Annotated in this window: 20 protein-coding genes; 19 read left to right on the top strand and 1 reads right to left on the bottom strand. The window is 54.3% G+C overall.

The features are described 5' to 3' along the window. Window positions 1-3 precede the first annotated feature (3 nt). From CPH17_RS12645 to mgtE, 16 genes are all read left to right on the top strand, one after another. A complete protein-coding gene (locus tag CPH17_RS12645) occupies window positions 4-675 on the top strand; it encodes an amino acid ABC transporter permease (RefSeq protein WP_074398113.1) in 672 nt (223 codons plus the stop codon). An 11-nt stretch (window positions 676-686) separates the two neighbouring features. Beyond that, a complete protein-coding gene (locus CPH17_RS12640) occupies window positions 687-1,445 on the top strand; it encodes an amino acid ABC transporter ATP-binding protein (RefSeq protein ID WP_074398115.1) in 759 nt (252 codons plus the stop codon). A 555-nt stretch (window positions 1,446-2,000) separates the two neighbouring features. Further along, complete coding sequence (gene mnmG / locus CPH17_RS12635) at window positions 2,001-3,905, top strand: tRNA uridine-5-carboxymethylaminomethyl(34) synthesis enzyme MnmG (protein ID WP_074398116.1); 1,905 nt, start codon at window positions 2,001-2,003, stop codon at window positions 3,903-3,905. After that, a complete protein-coding gene (gene rsmG / locus CPH17_RS12630) occupies window positions 3,902-4,567 on the top strand; it encodes a 16S rRNA (guanine(527)-N(7))-methyltransferase RsmG (RefSeq protein WP_074398118.1) in 666 nt (221 codons plus the stop codon). Before mnmG ends, rsmG begins: the two co-directional genes overlap by 4 nt. Further along, entirely contained in the window at window positions 4,568-5,335 is a 768-nt protein-coding gene (locus tag CPH17_RS12625; protein ID WP_074398120.1) for a ParA family protein, read from the top strand. Between the two features lie 38 nt (window positions 5,336-5,373). After that, entirely contained in the window at window positions 5,374-6,300 is a 927-nt protein-coding gene (locus CPH17_RS12620) for a ParB/RepB/Spo0J family partition protein (protein WP_074398121.1), read from the top strand. A 198-nt stretch (window positions 6,301-6,498) separates the two neighbouring features. Next, the gene (locus CPH17_RS12615) at window positions 6,499-6,918 is read left to right on the top strand and encodes an ATP synthase subunit I (protein ID WP_331712942.1); all 420 of its coding nucleotides are present in this window, start codon (window positions 6,499-6,501) and stop codon (window positions 6,916-6,918) included. Between the two features lie 7 nt (window positions 6,919-6,925). Continuing rightward, window positions 6,926-7,753: a F0F1 ATP synthase subunit A gene (gene atpB, locus CPH17_RS12610; RefSeq protein ID WP_074398123.1), complete on the top strand. Its 828-nt coding sequence runs from the start codon at window positions 6,926-6,928 to the stop codon at window positions 7,751-7,753. 76 nt (window positions 7,754-7,829) lie between these two features. Then, window positions 7,830-8,057, top strand: coding sequence for a F0F1 ATP synthase subunit C (gene atpE, locus CPH17_RS12605; RefSeq protein WP_074398125.1), 228 nt, complete (start codon window positions 7,830-7,832; stop codon window positions 8,055-8,057). Window positions 8,058-8,133: 76 nt separating this feature from the next. Further along, the gene (locus CPH17_RS12600; RefSeq protein WP_074398127.1) at window positions 8,134-8,604 is read left to right on the top strand and encodes a F0F1 ATP synthase subunit B; all 471 of its coding nucleotides are present in this window, start codon (window positions 8,134-8,136) and stop codon (window positions 8,602-8,604) included. A gap of 11 nt (window positions 8,605-8,615) precedes the next feature. Then, on the top strand, window positions 8,616-9,155 hold the full coding sequence (locus tag CPH17_RS12595) for a F0F1 ATP synthase subunit delta (protein WP_074398128.1): 540 nt from the start codon (window positions 8,616-8,618) through the stop codon (window positions 9,153-9,155). A gap of 16 nt (window positions 9,156-9,171) precedes the next feature. Next, window positions 9,172-10,716, top strand: coding sequence for a F0F1 ATP synthase subunit alpha (gene atpA / locus CPH17_RS12590; protein ID WP_074398130.1), 1,545 nt, complete (start codon window positions 9,172-9,174; stop codon window positions 10,714-10,716). Between the two features lie 68 nt (window positions 10,717-10,784). Then, on the top strand, window positions 10,785-11,672 hold the full coding sequence (atpG, locus tag CPH17_RS12585) for a F0F1 ATP synthase subunit gamma (protein ID WP_074398132.1): 888 nt from the start codon (window positions 10,785-10,787) through the stop codon (window positions 11,670-11,672). Window positions 11,673-11,747: 75 nt separating this feature from the next. After that, window positions 11,748-13,127, top strand: coding sequence for a F0F1 ATP synthase subunit beta (atpD, locus tag CPH17_RS12580; RefSeq protein WP_074398134.1), 1,380 nt, complete (start codon window positions 11,748-11,750; stop codon window positions 13,125-13,127). Window positions 13,128-13,151: 24 nt separating this feature from the next. Beyond that, on the top strand, window positions 13,152-13,580 hold the full coding sequence (locus CPH17_RS12575; RefSeq protein ID WP_074398136.1) for a F0F1 ATP synthase subunit epsilon: 429 nt from the start codon (window positions 13,152-13,154) through the stop codon (window positions 13,578-13,580). A gap of 143 nt (window positions 13,581-13,723) precedes the next feature. Further along, entirely contained in the window at window positions 13,724-15,106 is a 1,383-nt protein-coding gene (mgtE, locus tag CPH17_RS12570; protein ID WP_074398138.1) for a magnesium transporter, read from the top strand. 12 nt (window positions 15,107-15,118) lie between these two features. On the opposite strand, the gene CPH17_RS12565 is transcribed toward mgtE, so the two are convergent. Further along, window positions 15,119-16,312, bottom strand: a complete 1,194-nt coding sequence (locus CPH17_RS12565; protein WP_074398139.1) for a cation diffusion facilitator family transporter — start codon at window positions 16,310-16,312, stop codon at window positions 15,119-15,121. Between the two features lie 190 nt (window positions 16,313-16,502). Between CPH17_RS12565 and CPH17_RS12560 the strand changes: the two genes are divergently transcribed. From CPH17_RS12560 to glmU, 3 genes are read left to right on the top strand one after another with little or no spacing between them, the layout of a single operon-like run. After that, complete coding sequence (locus CPH17_RS12560) at window positions 16,503-17,303, top strand: undecaprenyl-diphosphate phosphatase (protein WP_074398140.1); 801 nt, start codon at window positions 16,503-16,505, stop codon at window positions 17,301-17,303. Window positions 17,304-17,336: 33 nt separating this feature from the next. After that, window positions 17,337-18,437: an FAD:protein FMN transferase gene (locus CPH17_RS12555; RefSeq protein WP_441316752.1), complete on the top strand. Its 1,101-nt coding sequence runs from the start codon at window positions 17,337-17,339 to the stop codon at window positions 18,435-18,437. 1 nt (window position 18,438) lies between these two features. Beyond that, window positions 18,439-19,824 carry a bifunctional UDP-N-acetylglucosamine diphosphorylase/glucosamine-1-phosphate N-acetyltransferase GlmU gene (glmU, locus tag CPH17_RS12550; protein ID WP_096299738.1) on the top strand — a complete coding sequence of 462 codons (1,386 nt, stop codon included), beginning with the start codon at window positions 18,439-18,441 and terminating at the stop codon, window positions 19,822-19,824. The last annotated feature ends 67 nt before the right edge of the window (window positions 19,825-19,891 follow it).

The raw sequence follows: 19,891 nt of genomic DNA, 5'->3' as shown, positions 1-19,891 counted from the left end.
CGCGTGGAACCTAGCTTTGAGTTTAATTGGGCAGCCACCATTAACTCGATTCCCCATCTGTTGCCGGGGATCCCCTATACCCTGCTGATTTCCTTTGGCGGGCTCGCGATCGGCTTTTTTATCGGCATCTTTTTTGGCCTGCTGCGTATCAGCCCGTTTCGCTGGCTGCGCTGGCCCGCTATCGTCTATGTCGAAGTGTTTCGCGGTACGCCCATACTGGTTCAGGTGCTGTTTATCTTCTACGGTCTACCGCAAATTCTTGGCGGCCCCATCAATGCCCTGGTGGCCGGTATTGCTGCGATTGCCGTTAACTCAGGTGCCTATATTTCTGAGATTGTGCGTGGTGGTGTTCAGTCCATCGAACGCGGCCAGCGTGAAGCATCCTTATCGCTTGGTTTATCGCGCACCCAGGCGTTTCGTTACGTCATATGGCCGCAGGCGCTCCGCCGAATGATCCCTCCGCTAGGCAACCAAGGCATCATCAGCATCAAAGACACATCTCTGTTTTCGGTCATTGGTGTTGGCGAACTGGTCCGCCAGGGGCAGGTATATATTTCCAGCACCTTCACCGCGATGGAGGTCTATCTCATGGTCGCCCTCATGTACCTCGCTATCACCTGGACACTTTCGATTATCTTGCGCCAGCTTGAGCGCAAAGGCGTAGTAGGCCAATAAGGAGACGCACAATGAACGACAAGCCCCAGCAAATTGTGCGCATGCAGCAGCTCAATAAGCACTTTGGTAGCCTGCACGTACTAAAAGACATCGATATGCAAATTACGCCAGGCGAAGTGGTCGTCGTTATCGGCGCAAGTGGCTCAGGTAAATCTACCTTAATTCGCTGTATCAATGGGTTGGAGGAATTCCAAGCGGGTTCGCTTGAGGTCGACGGCAACGAACTGCTTCCCAACGGTAAAAGCGGCAAGGCACTACAAACCATCCGCACCGAAGTCGGCATGGTGTTCCAACAGTTCAACCTATTCCCTCATTTAAGCGTTATCGACAACATTACCCTGGCCCCCATGAAAGTACGCGGCTGGAGCCAGTCTGACGCCGTTGAAACCGCCAAACGCCTGCTTGAACGAGTCGGCATCTTCGACCAAGCGTACAAGTACCCTAACCAGCTTTCAGGCGGCCAGCAGCAGCGCGTGGCATTAGCACGTGCCCTGGCTATGGAGCCTCGCCTCATGCTGTTTGATGAGCCAACCTCGGCCCTTGACCCGGAAATGATTGGTGAAGTACTGGATGCCATGCGCGAACTGGCTAAAGAAGGCATGACCATGGTGATTGTCACTCATGAGATGGGCTTTGCTCGTGAAGTCGCCGACCGGGTGGTGTTTATTCATCAGGGCAAAATTACCGAGCAAGGACCTCCTGAACAGCTGTTTGATACACCCCAGCACGAACGCACACAGTCTTTTTTAGCACGAGTACTCAAGCACTGAGCGACCCAAACACTGCTAAACAGACAACATTTAATGGCCTGTGATGATCACAGGCCATTTTTTTGCCTGTGGATAAAGTTTTTTGATAACCCACCACAATCATTGCCTACCTTGCACCATGCAGCGCTTCAGCGGCATTAATGCTATCCCCACCGATTTGTTCACAGGTGCGGTAACAACCCAGGTATGTAGCGGTGGACAAAGCGTGCACAGCAACATCGGTGGATAAGACAAGGTTTCATCCACAGGGTGAACACCGCTTCTACTCAGTTAGTACGCCGTTTAATCATGTATAAGTCAACAACGTAACTAGCTGATAATATGGAACTTAAAACGTTTATCAACAGATTTTATCCACACTAGTAATTACAACATTAACAGAACTTCTCTTATTTTATATTTATGTTGTTATTAATAATGACAGATGAACGAATCAGGGTGTGGAAAAACCTGACGGTTACCCACAGGGGGTTTATACTTGCGCCCTTATTGGATTAAGGTGCTTGCGCACCGACTCAACTCATTCGTGCCCCAAGGCACAAGACGAGGTGTCTCTTGAATTACCCCGACCGCTTTGACGTGATTGTCATCGGCGGTGGCCATGCGGGAACTGAAGCCGCATTGGCCTCTGCTCGTATGGGCTGTCAAACCCTGTTGCTAACTCACAACATCGAGACCCTAGGTCAAATGTCATGCAATCCGGCCATTGGAGGGATTGGCAAAAGCCATTTGGTTAAGGAAATTGATGCATTGGGTGGCGCTATGGGGCTTGCCACGGATTTAGGTGGCATCCAGTTCCGTGTCCTGAATGCCCGCAAAGGGCCTGCAGTCAGAGCAACCCGGGCTCAGGCTGACCGCGTTCGCTACAAAGCGGCTATCCGCGGCATGTTGGAAAATCAGTCAAATTTAACGATTTTCCAGCAAGCAGCGGGGGATCTGATTGTGGATAACGACACCGTTCGTGGTGTCGTAACGGAAACCGGCATCCGCTTTCATGCAGAATCCGTGGTGCTCTCGACGGGCACATTCCTCGGCGGCGTGATTCACATTGGGTTGGATCAAAGTCGCGGTGGACGAGCCGGCGATCCACCGTCAAACGCGCTGGCTGAGCGACTACGTGCTCTGCCCTTCCGGGTTGATCGGCTAAAGACCGGAACACCGCCGCGTATTGACGCCAAAAGCGTTGATTTTTCTCAGTTTGAAGAGCAGCCCGGCGACACACCAACACCCGTGATGTCTTACCTGGGTTCGAGGGATATGCATCCCGAGCAGATGAGCTGCCATATTGCACACACCAACGAGCGCACCCATGAAATCATCATGGCGAACCTTGAACGTTCACCGATGTATTCCGGCGTTATCGAGGGCATCGGTCCACGCTATTGCCCGTCGATTGAAGACAAGGTTCATCGCTTTGCCGATAAATCGAGCCACCAGATATTTATTGAACCTGAGGGTCTGGATACCCACGAGCTTTACCCCAACGGGATTTCCACCTCGTTGCCGTTCGATATACAGCTTCAGGTAGTTCGCTCGATCAAAGGGCTGGAAAACGCACATATCACCCGGCCAGGCTATGCGATCGAATATGATTTCTTTGATCCACGGGATTTGTACCATTCCCTGGAAACCAAATTTATCCACAACCTGTTTTTTGCCGGTCAGATCAACGGCACGACCGGTTACGAAGAGGCAGGCGCCCAGGGCTTGCTAGCAGGTCTGAATGCGGCACGTCGTGCCAAGCAACTGGATTCATGGCATCCACGGCGCGATGAAGCCTACCTTGGGGTGTTGGTCGATGACCTGATTACCATGGGCACCAAAGAGCCCTACCGCATGTTCACGTCACGTGCGGAATACCGCCTGTTGCTGCGCGAGGACAATGCCGACCTGAGACTGACCGAGAAAGGCCGTGAACTCGGGTTGGTGGACGATGAACGCTGGTCGGCATTCAGCCAGAAACGTGAGGCGATCGAAGCCGAAACGGCTCGCCTTGCCAGCATCTGGATACAGCCGAAAAGTGCCGCCGCGGCAAGCGTTGCCGAGTACACAGGCCAACCGTTGAACCGCGAGTATCGGTTAAGTGACCTGCTAAAACGCCCAGAGTTGGATTATGCGACCTTGACGACGCTGCCCGGGGTGGAAGGAGCACCGGTTACCGACGAAGCCGTTGCCGAGCAAGTCCAGATCCAGGCCAAGTATCAAGGCTACATCGATCGGCAGCAGGACGAGATCGACAAGCTTAAGCGGCATGAAGCCATGCCACTGCCCGCTGACCTGGATTACCAGCGGGTTGAAGGCTTGTCCCACGAAATTCGTCAGAAATTAAGCGAGGCGCGGCCGGAAACCCTTGCCCATGCCGCGCGTATTTCAGGGGTTACCCCCGCCGCCGTGTCGATCCTGCTGGTTCATCTCAAGAAGCGTCGGCTGGTATCGACGTCTGCGGTGGCCAACGGATGAGTGGGATAGCGACGCTGCTGTCCAGTATACCCAGCCCAGTGATAATCCGGCTGGAGGAAGGGCTCAGCGCATTAGGTACACCCGTTACGGCCCATCAGCGTGACCAGTTGCTGGGCTTGCTTGCGCTCTTGCACAAGTGGAACCGGGCTTATAACCTCACTGCTGTACGCGATGTTAATGACATGGTGTCACGCCACGTACTCGACAGTGCCGCGGTGCTGCCGTTCGTCATGGGCCCTAAACTACTCGATGTGGGCGCTGGCCCAGGACTTCCGGGATTGGTATTAGCGATTCTTAAACCTGAGTTATCTGTCACGTTATTGGATAGCAACGGCAAAAAAGTGCGTTTTCAACGCCAAGCGGTGATGGAATTGGGGTTGTCCAATGTGACGCCCGTTCAAGCGCGTGTGGAACAGTTCGCTAACACCACCTTTGATCAAGTGATTTCGCGTGCATTCGCCAGCTTGGTGGATTTTGTTAACCTGACGCGCAAGCTTCCTACTGACGAAGGACAGTGGCTGGCGATGAAAGGCCCGGGCGCCAATGATGAACTACGCGACCTGCCGGACGGCATTCAGCTTCACGCAAGACACACGCTAAATGTTCCTTTCGAGACGGCCGAGCGACAGCTGTTGATTCTGACCCCACAAGGAGTTGAGTAAGTGAGCCAGATCATTGCCCTGACCAACCAAAAAGGCGGCGTGGGCAAATCCACCTCAGCCGTTAACTTGGCGGCGAGTCTCGCCGGACTCGACCGTCGAGTGCTTTTGGTGGATCTTGATCCGCAAGGACACGCCAGTATGGGCAGTGGTATCGACAAGCACAGCTTGGAAAAAAGCGTTCTCGATGTCCTGTTGGGTGAGGCGAGTGCTGCCGAAACGATTGTTCGAAAGCCACCAGTGAAATATGACGTGCTACCCAGCAACGGTGACTTGACCGCGGCGGAAGTCGAACTCATGCATTCAGACCAGCGTGAAAGCGGCTTAACCACGGCGCTGACGAGCGTTTTACCGCAATACGATGTGGTACTTATTGACTGTCCGCCTTCGCTTAATATGCTGACAGTGAATGCGTTAACGGCGGCGCATGGCGTGTTGATTCCGCTGCAGTGTGAATTTTACGCACTGGAAGGCCTCTCGGCACTGTTGGATACGGTCGAGCAGATTAAACAGAGCATTAACCCTGATCTAGCCGTCTCCGGCATTTTGCGCACCATGTACGACAAACGCACTAGTCTGACCCGTGAGGTCGACAAGCAGTTGCGTGACTATTTTGGCGATGTGCTGCTAAAAACCACGATTCCGCGTAACGTTAAAGTGGCAGAAGCGCCTAGCCATGGTCTGCCGGTTACTCAGTATGCGCGCTTCTCTCGCGGCAGCCAGGCCTACCGTGTGTTAGCAAAAGAGCTAATTCGCCGACTCGCGCTATAATCACCGACGACTGATCTATTTATCACGAGGGAATGCCCATGACGCGTAAACCCGCACTAGGACGTGGCTTGGATGCTCTGATTGGTGCTGGTGCCCGCCGCCGCGACAGCCTTGAATTGGCTGCGGGTTCACCCCCAGCGCCGTCGGGTGATGCCACTGCAGAAGCGGCCACTCCACAGAGCCAGGAGCGCCTCGAACGTTTACCGCTTGGCCAGTTAACGCGGGGCAAGTACCAACCGCGTCGCGATATCCAGCCGGAAGCGCTGGAGGAGTTAGCCGACTCTATCCGTGCACAAGGGGTTATGCAGCCCATTGTTGTGCGTCCAATCGGCGAAAACCGCTATGAGATTGTGGCCGGCGAGCGCCGCTGGCGGGCAGCTCAACTCGCTGAATTAGATGTCATCCCGGCGGTTATCCGCGAGGTCAGCGATGAAGTGGCCTTGGCGCTGGCGCTGATTGAAAACATTCAGCGCGAAAACCTCAATGCTATTGAAGAAGCCATGGCGCTCAAACGGCTCGGCGATGAATTTGAATTAACGCAGCAGCAGATGGCAGATGCGGTAGGCAAATCACGTACCCAGGTCGCAAACCTGCTGCGCCTACTAGCGTTGGACAACGAGGTCCAAACACTGCTTGAGCGTGGTGATCTGGATATGGGGCATGCCCGTGCGCTACTAACCCTGAATAGCGCTCAGCAACGCCAAGTGGCCCACGAAGTGGTCAATAACGACCTTACCGTGCGCGCCACTGAAGCGTTAGTTAAAAAGGTTCAAAATCAGCCTGAAGCCTCTTCGACGCCACGGCGCCAGACCAAAACCTCTGACGTGACACGCTTAGAAACACAGCTGGGTGAATTACTTGGTGCACCGGTATCCATCGACCATGGCCAAAAAGGCAAAGGTAAAGTCACCATTCGCTATACCAGTTTGGAAGAACTAGATGGCATCTTGGGACATATTAAATAGCAGACTTATTATTTATTAATAAGCAAGCTTATTAATAATCCGGTTAAGATGGCTAATTTTTCCACCTTTGGTCGCAAGTCACCGCTTGAACGCGCGAAATACGCGCAACTTCGGTTGAAGGTGTGATAGCCCTTCCCTATAATCGCGCAAGATTTGTGCAGGCTGCCCAAGGATGTTCATGCCTGTGAACGTATTTAAATGGGCCAGAATGACATGCAGCGATTGGAAACGTTACGACGGCAGGCGTATGTCATTCGGCTAATAGTGGCTCAACTGCTGGTTGCAGCAGTTGGTACGCTGCTAGCACTGATAGTGATCGACAGTAGCGGCGCAATATCAGTGGCGTTGGGGGCGTTGGTGGCTTTTATACCCCACGTATTTTTTGTCCAGCGGATGGCAATTTTCCAGAAGCGCGCCCCCGCGTCGCGCAACGCGCTCAGGCTATTTCGCGCCGAAGCAGGCAAGTTTGGTTTGACGGTGGTACTGTTTGCAGCAGTTTTCATTACCGTACCCCCCTCAAACCCCGCTTTATTTTTTAGTGCTTATGTCGTGGTTGTTCTAATGCATTGGTTAGCACCTTGGCTAATGCCTAGAGAACTGCGCAACTTATTGAGGTGACAAGTCTATGGCCGCAGGAAACGAAGTCTCATCGACTTACTATATCCAGCACCACTTGCAGAACTTAACCTTTGGCAACCACCCCGAGAATGGCTGGTCGCTTGCCCATTCAGCGGAAGAAGCAAGTGAAATGGGCTTTTGGGCGATTCACCTAGACACCATGGGCTGGTCGATTGCCATGGGTTTGCTGTTTATCTGGATTTTCCGCAAAGCGGGGAAAATGGCCACCACCGGTGTACCTAGTGGTCTGCAAAATGCTGTTGAAATGGTGGTTGAATTTGTCGAGGACATGATCAGTGGAGCCTTCAAAGGGCATAACCCAATCATCGCTCCCCTCGCCTTGACACTGTTCGTGTGGATTCTCTTTATGAATACTCTAAAGATTATCCCGGTCGACTATTTTCCTGTGTTGTTCAGTAAGCTTGGCGTGGACTACATGAAAATTGTACCCACTACCGATGTAAACGCCACGCTGGGATTGGCATTGGGCGTTTTCGGGTTGATCCTCTTCTACAGCTTCAAGGTAAAGGGTGCCGGTGGTTTTGCTAAAGAGCTGTCACTCACCCCGTTTAATCATTGGGCGTTGATTCCCTTCAATCTATTGTTGGAAATTGTCGCTTTGCTAGTTAAACCGTTTAGTTTGGCGATGCGTCTATTCGGTAACATGTTCGCCGGGGAAGTCATCTTTATTTTGATCGCCATGCTGCCATTCTGGGCTATCTGGGTGCTGGATGTGCCATGGGCCATTTTTCATATTTTGATTGTCGTACTACAAGCTTTCATCTTCACAGTGCTATCTGTGGTGTATCTGAGCGCAGCACACGAACATCACTAACCCGAGCAATGCTTGCAACACATTAACCCTTAACCTCAACCCTTGACCTTTAACGTGAAAAACTAGGAGCTTTACCATGGAACTTATCTACATTGCCGCTTCGATTATGATTGGCCTGGGTGCCCTGGGTACGGGCATAGGCTTTGCTATCCTGGGTGGCAAACTGATCGAATCGACAGCCCGTCAGCCGGAAATGGCCGACCAACTGCAAACCAAAACCTTCCTGATGGCGGGTCTGTTGGATGCGGTACCGATGATCGGTGTGGGTATCGCAATGTACCTGATCTTCGTTGTTGCCGGTTAATGACGCCTAACCGGGCGCTAGTCCGCTCGGTTTTGTTTCACTCCGGTCGCCACGAACTTGTCAGAGGTACATTCCTGTGAATATCAACATGACGCTAATCGGACAGACGATCGCCTTCGCGATCTTTGTCTGGTTTTGCATAAAGTATGTGTGGCCTCCGATCAGCAACGCGCTCCATGAGCGCCAGAAAAAAATTGCTGATGGCCTGGACGCAGCAAGCCGTGCTTCTCGCGATCTCGAAGTCGCCCAAGAGAAGGCTGAGCAAACCCTGCGTGAGAGCAAGGAACAGGCGTCTCAAATTCTCGAGCAGGCCAACAAGCGTTCTGCTCAGATCGTTGAGGAAGCCCGCGATCAGGCCCGCGCTGAAGGTGAGCGCCTGGTGGCAAGTGCTCGTTCCGAGATCGAGCAAGAAGTGAACCGCGCTAAAGAGGACCTTCGTGCCCAAGTCTCTCACCTTGCCATTATTGGCGCTGAGCGAGTTTTGGAAGCGTCGGTCGACGAGAAAGCCCATCGCAAGTTACTTGATGAGCTTGCTGCCGAACTGTAAGGAGGTGAATCATGGCGGAATTACTGACCGTCGCTCGTCCTTACGCTAAGGCGGCGTTTGAATATGCGCGTGATCATGAGGCGCTGGATAGCTGGTCAAAAGCGCTTGCATTATTGAGCCAAGCCGTCACCCACAATGATGTGCATCGGCTGTTGAGCAGTCCGAAGTTAGAAGCTGAGCAAAAGGCCGAGTTGCTAGTGGGTATGTTACCCGAAGAAGACGGCGGCGACGCCCTGCGGCGGTTTCTGGACACTCTGGCAGACGAAGGTCGGCTTAATGCGTTGCCGTATATCGCTAATCAGTTTGAGCGCCTGCGCGCCGAACATGAACAGCGGGTAGAGGTCACGGTAACATCGGCCTATAAGCTTGATAGCAAGCAGAAAACCAAGCTATCGAACGCGCTCAAGAAACGTCTGAATCGCGAAATCTCCATTACCACTCAGGTGGATAAATCGCTTATTGGCGGTGTCATCCTGCGTGCTGGCGATACCGTCATCGACGGGTCGGTACGTGGTCGATTGAACCGCCTTTCCGAAGCGCTAACCGCTTGAGTTTGAGGGACATGGCATGCAGCAACTGAATCCTTCCGAGATCAGCGACATCATCAAGCAGCGAATTGAGAAGCTTGACGTCGCATCTGAAGCCCGTAATCAGGGCACCATCGTCAGCGTTTCCGACGGTATCGTGAAAGTTCACGGCCTCGAAGACGCGATGTTTGGTGAAATGATTGAATTTCCCAACAGTGTCTTTGGCATGGTACTCAACCTGGAGCGTGACTCCGTGGGTGCCGTGGTACTGGGCGACTACCTGTTACTTGAAGAGGGCATGACCGCTAAGTGTACCGGTCGCATCCTTGAAGTACCGGTTGGCCCCGAGCTGATTGGACGCGTGGTTGACGCTTTGGGTAATCCCATCGACGGTAAAGGCGAGATCAACGCCAAAATGACTGACGCCGTTGAGAAAGTGGCGCCAGGCGTTATTACCCGTCAATCCGTTGACGAGCCGATCCAAACCGGTTTGAAGTCCATCGATTCCATGGTGCCGATTGGTCGTGGCCAGCGCGAGCTGATCATCGGTGACCGCCAAATCGGTAAATCCGCCATTGCCATTGATGCGATCATCAACCAGAAAGGCAAGGGCGTGACCTGTGTTTACGTTGCCATTGGTCAGAAGCAGTCGACCATTGCCAACGTGGTGCGCAAGCTCGAAGAGCACGGCGCCATGGATCACACCATCATTGTGGCCGCTGGCGCTGCCGATCCGGCACCCATGCAGTTCCTCGCTGCCTACTCTGGCTGCACCATGGGCGAATATTTCCGCGACCGTGGCGAAGACGCGCTGATCGTTTATGACGATCTTTCCAAGCAGGCCGTTGCCTATCGTCAGGTATCGCTGCTGTTGCGCCGTCCGCCGGGCCGTGAAGCCTATCCCGGTGACGTCTTCTATCTCCACTCACGTCTGCTTGAGCGTGCTGCGCGCGTCAACGTCGACTACGTTGAGAAGTTCACCAACGGCGAAGTGAAAGGCAAGACCGGTTCCTTAACCGCCCTGCCGATCATCGAAACCCAGGGTGGTGACGTTTCCGCATTCGTTCCGACCAACGTGATCTCGATCACCGATGGTCAGATCTTCCTGGAAACCAACCTGTTTAACTCGGGTATTCGTCCGGCGATCAACGCGGGTCTTTCAGTATCGCGTGTGGGTGGTTCGGCGCAGACCAAAATCATCAAGAAGCTTGGCGGTAGTGTACGTCTGGCCTTGGCTCAGTACCGTGAACTGGCAGCGTTCTCGCAGTTTGCGTCTGACCTTGATGAAGCCACGCGTAAGCAGCTTGAGCACGGTCAGCGTGTTACCGAGCTGATGAAGCAACACCAATACTCGCCGATGTCAGTAGCCGAGATGGCGCTTACGCTTTATGCCGCCAACGAAGGTCATCTGGATGACGTCGAAGTAAATAAAGTGCTGGACTTCGAGCGTGCCTTGCACGATTACATGAAGTCTGAGCACAGCGATTTGCTCGACAAGATCAACCAGACCGGCGACTACAACGATGAGATTAAAGACGGCTTGAAGTCGGGTCTCGAGAAGTTCAAGGCGACTCAGAGCTGGTAATGCACACGGCCTGCCCGCCGGGTGGGCTAGCATGCTTTCTGAGAGCCACGAACGAAAGGTAGATCGCTATGGCAGCTGCAAAAGAGATACGCACCCAGATTGGGAGCATTAAAAATACGCAGAAAATCACCAGTGCCATGGAAATGGTGGCTGCGTCGAAAATGCGTAAAGCGCAAGAGCTGATGAAGGCTAGCCAGCCTTACGCCAAGCAGATCCGCAACGTGGTCAGCCACCTTGCCGACGCCAACCCCGAGTATAAGCACGATTATATGCTTGAGCGGAGCGAGGTGAAGCGGGTCGGTTACATTGTGGTGTCTACTGACCGCGGTTTGTGCGGCGGTTTGAACCACAACCTGTTCAAGGCCGTGGTGAAAGATGCCAAGGCCTGGCATCAGGAAGGCGCTGGGCTGGACTTCTGCGCCCTGGGCTCGAAGGCCAGCGGCTTTTTCCGCAACTACGGGGGCAACCTGGTTGCTGCCAAGAGTGGATTAGGCGAGGCCCCGACGGTCGAAGGGTTGATCGGCAGTATTAAGGTCATGCTCGAAGCGTACGATGAAGGCCGAATTGACCGTCTGTATGTGGTGCACAACGAGTTCGTTAACACCATGACTCAGCACCCGGTGGTACGTCAGCTACTTCCGCTGTCGACCAACATTGGCGAAGACGCTGAGCAAGACGAAGAAAACGCCCGTCCCGGAAGCTGGGACTACCTGTATGAGCCGGATGCTAAGGCGTTGTTGGATAGCCTGCTGGTTCGTTTCATTGAATCGCAGGTGTATCAGGCGGTCGTGGAAAACGGTGCGTGCGAACAGGCCGCCCGAATGATCGCCATGAAGAGTGCTACCGATAACGCGGGCAATCTGATTGACGATCTGGAAATGGTTTATAACAAGGCCCGTCAGGCCGCCATTACCCAGGAAATTTCCGAGATCGTCGGCGGCGCTTCGGCCGTATAACGCCAAGGGAAGCTGATCTTTGAAGACGGCTCCCGGCAGACAGGTTTCATTTGCAGGTTTTTGAGAGGAACCAAGATGAGCGGACGTATCGTACAAATCATCGGCGCGGTGATTGACGTAGAGTTTCCGCGGGACTCTGTGCCCAAGGTCTACGACGCGCTGAAGGTCTCTGATGTAGAGACCATCCTCGAAGTCCAGCAGCAGCTGGGCGACGGCGTGGTGCGCACCATCGCCATGGGCTCCACTGAGGGCTTAAAGCGTGGCATGGACGTGACCAGCACAGGTGCTGCAATTTCGGTCCCGGTGGGTAAAGCCACACTGGGCCGTATCATGAACGTGCTCGGCGAGCCCATCGACGAAGCGGGCGACATCGGCGAAGAAGAACGCATGCCGATTCACCGCAAGGCACCTGGCTATGCCGACCAAGCAGCGTCTGAAGAGCTGCTGGAAACCGGTATTAAGGTTATCGACCTGGTTTGCCCATTTGCTAAGGGCGGTAAGGTCGGCCTATTCGGCGGTGCCGGTGTCGGTAAAACCGTTAACATGATGGAGCTTATCCGTAACATCGCCACCGAGCACAGCGGCTATTCAGTATTTGCCGGTGTGGGTGAGCGTACACGTGAGGGTAATGACTTTTATCATGAAATGACCGAATCCAACGTTATCGATAAGGTATCGCTGGTTTACGGTCAGATGAACGAGCCTCCCGGCAACCGTCTGCGCGTAGCGCTGACCGGCCTGACCATTGCGGAAAAATTCCGTGATGAAGGCCGCGACGTTCTGCTGTTCGTCGATAACATCTACCGCTACACCCTGGCCGGTACCGAAGTATCCGCACTGTTGGGTCGTATGCCGTCAGCGGTAGGTTATCAGCCGACACTCGCCGAAGAGATGGGTGTTCTGCAGGAACGTATCACCTCGACCAAAACCGGTTCGATCACTTCCGTACAGGCCGTCTACGTGCCGGCGGATGACTTGACCGATCCATCACCGGCGACCACCTTCTCGCACCTGGATGCCACCGTGGTATTGGCACGTTCTATTGCCGAACTGGGTATCTACCCGGCGATCGACCCGCTGGACTCCACCTCGCGCCAGTTGGACCCGCTTGTGGTCGGTGAAGAGCACTACAACGTGGCTCGCGGTGTGCAGAACGTGCTTCAGCGCTACAAGGAACTGAAGGATATTATCGCGATTTTGGGTATGGACGAGCTGTCTGATGAAGATAAGCTGGCCGTTGCTCGTGCGCGTAAAATCCAGCGCTTCTTGTCGCAGCCGTTCTTCGTAGCCGAGGTGTTCACCGGTTCTCCGGGTAAATACGTGTCGCTGAAAGACACTATCAGTGGCTTCCAGGGCATCCTCGCGGGTGAGTATGATGAACTGCCGGAACAGGCCTTCTACATGGTCGGCTCCATCGACGAAGCGGTCGAAAAAGCCAACCAGATGAAGAAGTAATCCCGTCCATTAGGGGGATTCGCTATGGCGAATAGCTTCACTTGCAATATCGTCAGCGCTGAAGCGTCCATCTACTCGGGATCGGTCGAGATGGTGGTTGCGTCTGGCATCACGGGCGATCTGGGTATTTTACCCGGACACGCTCCGCTGTTGACGGAACTTAAGCCTGGGCCGGTACGGGTGATTCACGATGGCGGCGAAGAAGAACACTTCTTCGTGACGGGTGGCTTCATGGAAGTTCAGCCCAACCTCGTGACCGTCTTGGCCGACGCTGCTTCGCGTGCCAGTGACCTCAATGAGGCCGCGGCAGAAGAAGCGCGTCAGCAAGCGCTGAAAGCCTTTAATGACAAGTCCTCGGAGCTCGACTATACCCGGGCTGCCGCGGAACTTGCCGAAGCCGTTGCCCAGCTGCGAACGATTCAGCAACTGCGCAAAAAAGCGGGTAAAGGCTAACCGTCACGCTTAGCGTGCACAATAACGCTCCTTAAACCCACTATAGGGTTTAAGGGGCGTTTTTTTTGTCTGCTAGTATGGCAAACGCAATCTGGCGAAAAGGAATGTCGGCGGTGTAGCGCGTCAGCGAAAAGGGGAATGCCATGTCATTGAACGATGAAACCTTACAAGCACTAAAAGCCGAGCTGCTTGACGAGCTTGAAAAGGATACACCAGACAACGCGTTATTGGCCGAACGTTTGTCCGAGATCCGCTCGGCGGATATCGGCGAAATCCTGGAAGATTTAATCGAAGAAGAGGAAGCGCTAGCCGAGGCGTTAGCGTTACTCGATATTTTGTCCACCGAGCGCGCCGCCAATGTCTTGGGCTATCTGCCGGGGGAAAGCCAGCTCGAGGTAGTAGGAGGGCTCTCGGATACCCATGTACTCAAGCTGCTGGAAGAAATGGGTTCCGATGAGCGTGCTGACCTATTCAACCTGCTTGATGAAGACCGTCGTGAAGCGCTGCTGCGGCGCATGGCCCACCAGGAGCGGGAAGACCTTAAGCGCTTGGCCAGCTACGAAGAGGGTACCGCCGGGGCCATCATGACCTCGGACTACGTGGCCATTGCCAGCGGCATGACGGTGTCTCAGGCCATGATGCGCGTGCGCCAGACCGCTCCTGACGCAGAAACTGTCTACCAGCTCTATGTGCTGGACAGCGAAGGTCAACTGATTGGCACCATGTCGCTGCGACAGCTGATGGTCGCGCGCCCCGGAGCGCTGGTCGACGACATCATGATCAAGGACGTGATCAGCACCCCCGTGGATGAAGAACAGGAAGAAGTTGCCAAAATTGTGGCGCGTTATGACCTGTTGGCACTGCCGGTGTTAGATGCCGATGGCCGGATGGTGGGTATTGTGACCCACGATGACGCCATGGACGTAGCAGAATCGGAAGCCACCGAAGATATCCACAAGGGGATGTCCATCGGCCAGTTGGAAGATGGTGTAAGTCGCGTGCCGCTATGGAGCCTTTATCGCAAACGGGTGTTCTGGCTGGTACTGCTGGTGTTTGCCAATCTATTTTCCGGCGCGGGGATTGCCTATTTCGAAGACACCATTGCGGCTCAGGTCGCCCTGGTATTCTTTCTGCCGTTGTTGATTGGCAGTGGCGGTAATGCGGGTGCTCAGGCAGCTACCTTGATGGTGCGTGGTATGGCGACCGGCGATGTCGGCGTAAAAGACTGGGGGAAAATGCTCGGGCGGGAACTGTTGGTGGCTGGCGCTCTCGGCATCACCATGGCAATTGCGGTCACCCCGATTGGGATTTTCCGCGGCGGCGAGGCGGTGGCCATTATTGTTGCGTTCAGCATGGTGACTATCGTGCTTTTTGGCAGCTTAATCGGCATGTGCCTGCCGTTCGTGCTGGAACGCTTTAAGGTGGACCCTGCGACGGCGTCGGCACCGCTAGTGACAACGCTGATTGATGCGTCAGGCGTACTAATTTATTTCAGCATTGCCACAGCCGTCTTGGCCCCTGTGTAAGCTAGCCGTAATTTACTGCATGGTGTGGCTGGCAGCGCGGGTAATAAACATGACTTCCACGTGCCCTAACCATTCGATATCACTGGCTAGCGCTTTTAGTTGGCTGGCGAGGCATTGGGGCGGCTGATGGACGGCATCGCCAATGATCAACGACACCGATATTTTATCGTCCAAGTAATGCAGCTGTAGCTCGCTAAGCGTTCGCCAAACCGGATGTCTGTACCATCGCGCATCGAGTTCTGCCTCTACTTCTGGGCGCAACGGTAAGCCGGGCAAACGGCTTGGGTCGCCTTCACCAGCGTCGTCTTCCGGGTCAATATGGAAGATGACATCGGTTAACGCCGGGAACTGATGGCGCAGGCGGCGGCTCACCTCATTGCCAATTTCGTGGGCCTCCGAGACGGTAATCTTGGGGCCGACCACAATATGTAAATCGACCATTACCCAGCCAGCGGACTGACGGGTGCGCAGGTCGTGCACGCTGTCCACCCCAGGTACGGCGCATGCAACGTCGTGCATTTGCTGTTGGGCATCTTCGGGAAGCGCAGTGTCGACCAGCTCGCGGGCAGATTCCCACAGCAAATCCCAACCAACTTTACCGACCAGTAAACCGACAATGATGGCGGCAACCGCATCTAACCAGCCTAGGCCAAACTGGGCACCGAGCAGGGCAATTAATACCACCGCAGTGGAGAGCGCATCGCTGCGCGAGTGCCAAGCATTCGCCTCAAGCAACTTAGAGCCAACCCGCTTGGCGACTTGCATGGTGTAGCGGAAAATCCATTCCTTAGCGAATAAGGCGACAATGGTAACCAGGATAGCGATCAGCCCGGGGGCGGAAACGTGCGCACCACTAAACAGCCGATCCAAGCTTGACCAGGCAATCCCCCCCGCGACGAAGATCAGAACACTGCCGAGCAACAGTGTGGTGAGAGTTTCAATGCGTCCGTGACCGTACTGGTGGTCTTCATCAGGCGCTTGACGGCCGTAATGAATCGCCGTTAAAACAAAACCATCGGTGACCAAATCCGAAAAGGAATGGACGGCATCGGCGATTAACGCAGCGGACCCTACCCAAAAGCCTATCAGTAGTTTTATGACGCCCAATAACGCATCCAGCCACGCGCCAATATACGTGACGCGCTTTGCCTCGTGGGTTTGCAGCTGCGGGTCTTGGACAACCGATGAGTCGACGCTTTGAGTCATGAGGTACCTTGTAGGGACGCACACTAGCTAATAGTAGGCCCCATTGTAGCGCACTCACCTACGCGCTCTATAGTCCTTGATTGAACCGGTTTTTATTAGCCACAAATGCTAACGGCGGACAAGTTTGCCCGGGATGTGTATCCTTAATCGCCGATGTATCCCCTCAACCGGGAGTAAATGAGGAATAGCAATGGATTGGCTTCAGATCGTGGTATTAGCACTGGTTCAGGGGGTGTCTGAATTTCTGCCGGTATCCAGCTCTGCCCATTTGATTTTGGTGCCTGTGCTCACCGAATGGGAAGATCAGGGGCTGGCCTTTGATGTGGCGCTGCATTTGGGCAGTCTTTCGGCGGTGGTCGTCTATTTTCGCCACGAACTATGGCAGATGGTGTCGAGTTGTCTCGCCGCCCTGAAAGGCCAACGCATCGACCGCGATGCGCGCTTGGCCGTCTGGGTTATCCTCGCCACGCTGCCAGTCTGCGCGGTGGGATTTTTAATGCGCGATGTGGTGGCAGAACATATGCGGTCTACGCTGATTATCGGCTTGAGCCTGGTATTTTTCGGCCTTTGGCTGGGCTACGCTGATTGGCAAAAACGCGGGTCGCGTAGCGAGTATCAATTGACTTTCAGAGATGCCCTGTTGATTGGCGCGGCTCAGGTATTGGCATTGATTCCCGGCACATCGCGCTCGGGCATTACCATGACCGCTGCGCTGATGCTGGGGATGAGCCGCGAGGGCGCGGCGCGTTTTTCCTTTCTGCTGTCTATTCCGGTGATTGTGTTGGCTGGCGGCCTAGAGGCAATAGAGCTCATTGGCCAACCCAATCCAGTTGATGGTTCGGCGATGCTAGCCGGGACGCTGCTTTCGGGGTTAAGCGCGTATGCGTGTATTCATTTTTTCCTGGCGCTGATCAAACGGTTGGGGATGCAACCCTTCGTGTTATATCGCGTGCTTTTTGGCATTTGGCTGCTATGGTTTTTTCATGGTTAGGGTGGGGTAACTACGATGCAGCAAGGGTGTTCTTTGCAAAGCTATTACGGGTTGATCGTGCTACTGCTGATAGCATTGACGGGCTGTTCAGAAGAGGACCGCCCGCTGGAATCGCCAGTCAAACTAGAAGGCAATATATTTGGCACCTTCTATCAAGTCACCATGGCGGATCCGCTTACTCAAGGGCAGGTCAACGAGCTTGAAGCGGGTATCGAAGAGGAACTGGAAAGCGTTGACCAGTCCATGTCCACCTACCGCGACGATGCCGAACTAATGGCCTTCAACCAAGCGCCGCTAGGCGAATGGCAACCGTTATCCGACGGGCTGATTGACGTGATGGCGATTAGTCAGTCGATTGCCGAGGCAAGCGATGGCGCCTTCGATATTACCATTGGCGATTTGGTCAACCTGTGGAGCTTTGGTCCCGAGGCTCGCCCTGAAGAAGTGCCTTCCGATCAAGAGCTTGACGAACGGCTGGGGCGGGTGGGCTTTGATGCTATAGACCTCGACCCGCAAGCGCTTGAAGCCCGGCGAACCCGGGATGTGTTTGTCGATCTTTCGGCCATCGCCAAAGGGTATGCCACCGACCGCGTCGCTGCATACTTGGATCAACAGGGAATAGAGCACTACCTGGTCAATCTTGGCGGTGATTTGATTACCCGCGGCTATCGCAATATAGATGAGCAAACGGCGTGGCGCATCGGCATTGAGGTGCCTGAGAATGGTGAGCAGCGCGCCGAACATGTCCTGCCGCTTGATTCGATTTCGGTGGCCACATCAGGCGATTATCGGCACTATTTTGAAGCCGATGGAAAGCGCTATTCGCACACCATTGATCCGCGTAATGGCAAGCCGATTACCCACGACTTAGCATCGGTCTCGGTCTTTCATCCCTCTAACGCCTGGGCCGATGGTTGGGCGACCGCGCTAATGGTGGCGGGCGATGAAGAAGGCATGGATTTGGCTAGTGAGCATGATTTGAATGTTCTGATGCTGATCCGCGAGGGGGATAAATGGCGAAGTGTAGCGAGCCCTGGCTTTGCTCAGCATTTTGGTGATGAACTCATCGAATCGTTAGACATAGAGATTGCGTCTGCCCGCGCGGACGATCGTGAAACCGCGACAGGTGATTAACATGCAAGAACTCGATATTGTCATTCTCGCGGCCGGTAAAGGTACCCGAATGCGTTCTCAGACGCCTAAGGTGCTGCATACGCTGGCTGGCAAACCAATGGTCCAGCACGTGCTCGACACGGCCGCTGGGCTTTGCCCCGCCCGCACCCATGTTGTGATTGGTCACGGTGCAGAGCAATTGCGTGAGGCGCTGGTTAATTATCCTGTCCAATTTGCTGTTCAGGCTGAGCAAAAAGGCACGGGTCATGCGGTCGCCCAAGCGCTGCCGCAATTGGGCAGCGGCAAGGTGTTGTTGCTGTACGGTGACGTACCGTTAATTCACCGCGAGTCGCTGGCGGCCTTGCTGGCGCAGGTGGATGACCAGCAAATGGGGCTGTTAACCGTCACATTGGATGATCCCAACGGCTATGGTCGCATTGTGCGCAATACACAAGGCGAGGCGGTGGCGATTGTCGAACAGAAAGATGCTACTGAGGAACAGCTTGCCATTACTGAGTGCAACACTGGAATGATGGCGATGACCAGTGAACAATTGAAACGCTGGATGCCCCAGCTTTCGGCAGATAACGCCCAGGGTGAATACTACCTCACCGATGTAATTGCCATGGCGGCAAGTGAGGGCGTTAAAGTGTCTACCGCTCAACCTGCCACTACCATTGAGGTCGAAGGGGTAAATAACCGTGCTCAAATGGCGCGCTTGGAGCGAGCCTATCAAGCCCGAGTGGCCGAAAAACTGATGGCCCAGGGCGTTGCATTAGCGGACCCGGCTCGGCTTGATGTACGTGGCAAGCTTACCTGCGGTCACGATGTGTTTATCGACGTGGGCTGCGTGTTTGAAGGCGAGGTTGAGTTAGGCGAGGGTGTGCGCATTGGCCCTTATTGCGTGATTAAAAATAGCACCATCGGCGCAGAAAGCGTAGTGGATTCCCACAGCGTTATCGACACCACCGTAGCCGCCGGGCTTAACCAGATTGGGCCCTTTGCACGGCTACGACCCGGTACTCGTTTAGCGGTTAAGGCAAAAGTCGGCAACTTTGTTGAGACGAAAAACGTTGATGTGGGTGAAGGCAGCAAAATCAATCATTTGAGTTACGTAGGTGATGCCAGTCTTGGACGTGGCGTCAATGTGGGCGCGGGCACGATCACCTGCAATTACGATGGCGCGAACAAGCATCACACAGCGATTGGTGATCATGCCTTTATCGGCTCTAATACCGCCTTGGTGGCGCCGGTGAGCATTGGGGAAGGGGCCACGGTGGGGGCTGGTTCCACCATCGCCAAGGACGTCAGCGATCACGCCCTGGCCGTGTCGCGAGGGCGCCAATTTGAGAAAAGCGATTGGCAACGTCCGCGCGGAAGCACAGACTCTAGTGCTAAGAATCATTAAAAGGATGTATTCATATTCCAATTTAGCCGGTTTACCTTTTCCGCGCATTGGATGAATAACTCAGGAG

The sequence above is a fragment of the Halomonas sp. hl-4 genome (assembly GCF_900215475.1).
Taxonomy (GTDB): Bacteria; Pseudomonadota; Gammaproteobacteria; order Pseudomonadales; family Halomonadaceae; genus Vreelandella.
The sequence above is the reverse complement of the archived record's forward strand: the minus strand, read 5'-3'. Positions and strand labels throughout refer to the sequence as shown.

What these genes read in the sequence shown, in the direction of transcription:
- CPH17_RS12640 (WP_074398115.1), top strand. Translation starts at nt 687, where the DNA reads ATGAACGACAAGCCCCAGCAAATTGTGCGCATGCAGCAGCTCAATAAG.
- rsmG (WP_074398118.1), top strand. Translation starts at nt 3,902, where the DNA reads ATGAGTGGGATAGCGACGCTGCTGTCCAGTATACCCAGCCCAGTGATA.
- CPH17_RS12620 (WP_074398121.1), top strand. Translation starts at nt 5,374, where the DNA reads ATGACGCGTAAACCCGCACTAGGACGTGGCTTGGATGCTCTGATTGGT.
- CPH17_RS12615 (WP_331712942.1), top strand. Translation starts at nt 6,499, where the DNA reads ATGGGCCAGAATGACATGCAGCGATTGGAAACGTTACGACGGCAGGCG.
- atpB (WP_074398123.1), top strand. Translation starts at nt 6,926, where the DNA reads ATGGCCGCAGGAAACGAAGTCTCATCGACTTACTATATCCAGCACCAC.
- atpE (WP_074398125.1), top strand. Translation starts at nt 7,830, where the DNA reads ATGGAACTTATCTACATTGCCGCTTCGATTATGATTGGCCTGGGTGCC.
- CPH17_RS12595 (WP_074398128.1), top strand. Translation starts at nt 8,616, where the DNA reads ATGGCGGAATTACTGACCGTCGCTCGTCCTTACGCTAAGGCGGCGTTT.
- atpA (WP_074398130.1), top strand. Translation starts at nt 9,172, where the DNA reads ATGCAGCAACTGAATCCTTCCGAGATCAGCGACATCATCAAGCAGCGA.
- atpG (WP_074398132.1), top strand. Translation starts at nt 10,785, where the DNA reads ATGGCAGCTGCAAAAGAGATACGCACCCAGATTGGGAGCATTAAAAAT.
- atpD (WP_074398134.1), top strand. Translation starts at nt 11,748, where the DNA reads ATGAGCGGACGTATCGTACAAATCATCGGCGCGGTGATTGACGTAGAG.
- CPH17_RS12575 (WP_074398136.1), top strand. Translation starts at nt 13,152, where the DNA reads ATGGCGAATAGCTTCACTTGCAATATCGTCAGCGCTGAAGCGTCCATC.
- mgtE (WP_074398138.1), top strand. Translation starts at nt 13,724, where the DNA reads ATGTCATTGAACGATGAAACCTTACAAGCACTAAAAGCCGAGCTGCTT.
- CPH17_RS12565 (WP_074398139.1), bottom strand. Translation starts at nt 16,312, where the DNA reads ATGACTCAAAGCGTCGACTCATCGGTTGTCCAAGACCCGCAGCTGCAA.
- CPH17_RS12560 (WP_074398140.1), top strand. Translation starts at nt 16,503, where the DNA reads ATGGATTGGCTTCAGATCGTGGTATTAGCACTGGTTCAGGGGGTGTCT.
- glmU (WP_096299738.1), top strand. Translation starts at nt 18,439, where the DNA reads ATGCAAGAACTCGATATTGTCATTCTCGCGGCCGGTAAAGGTACCCGA.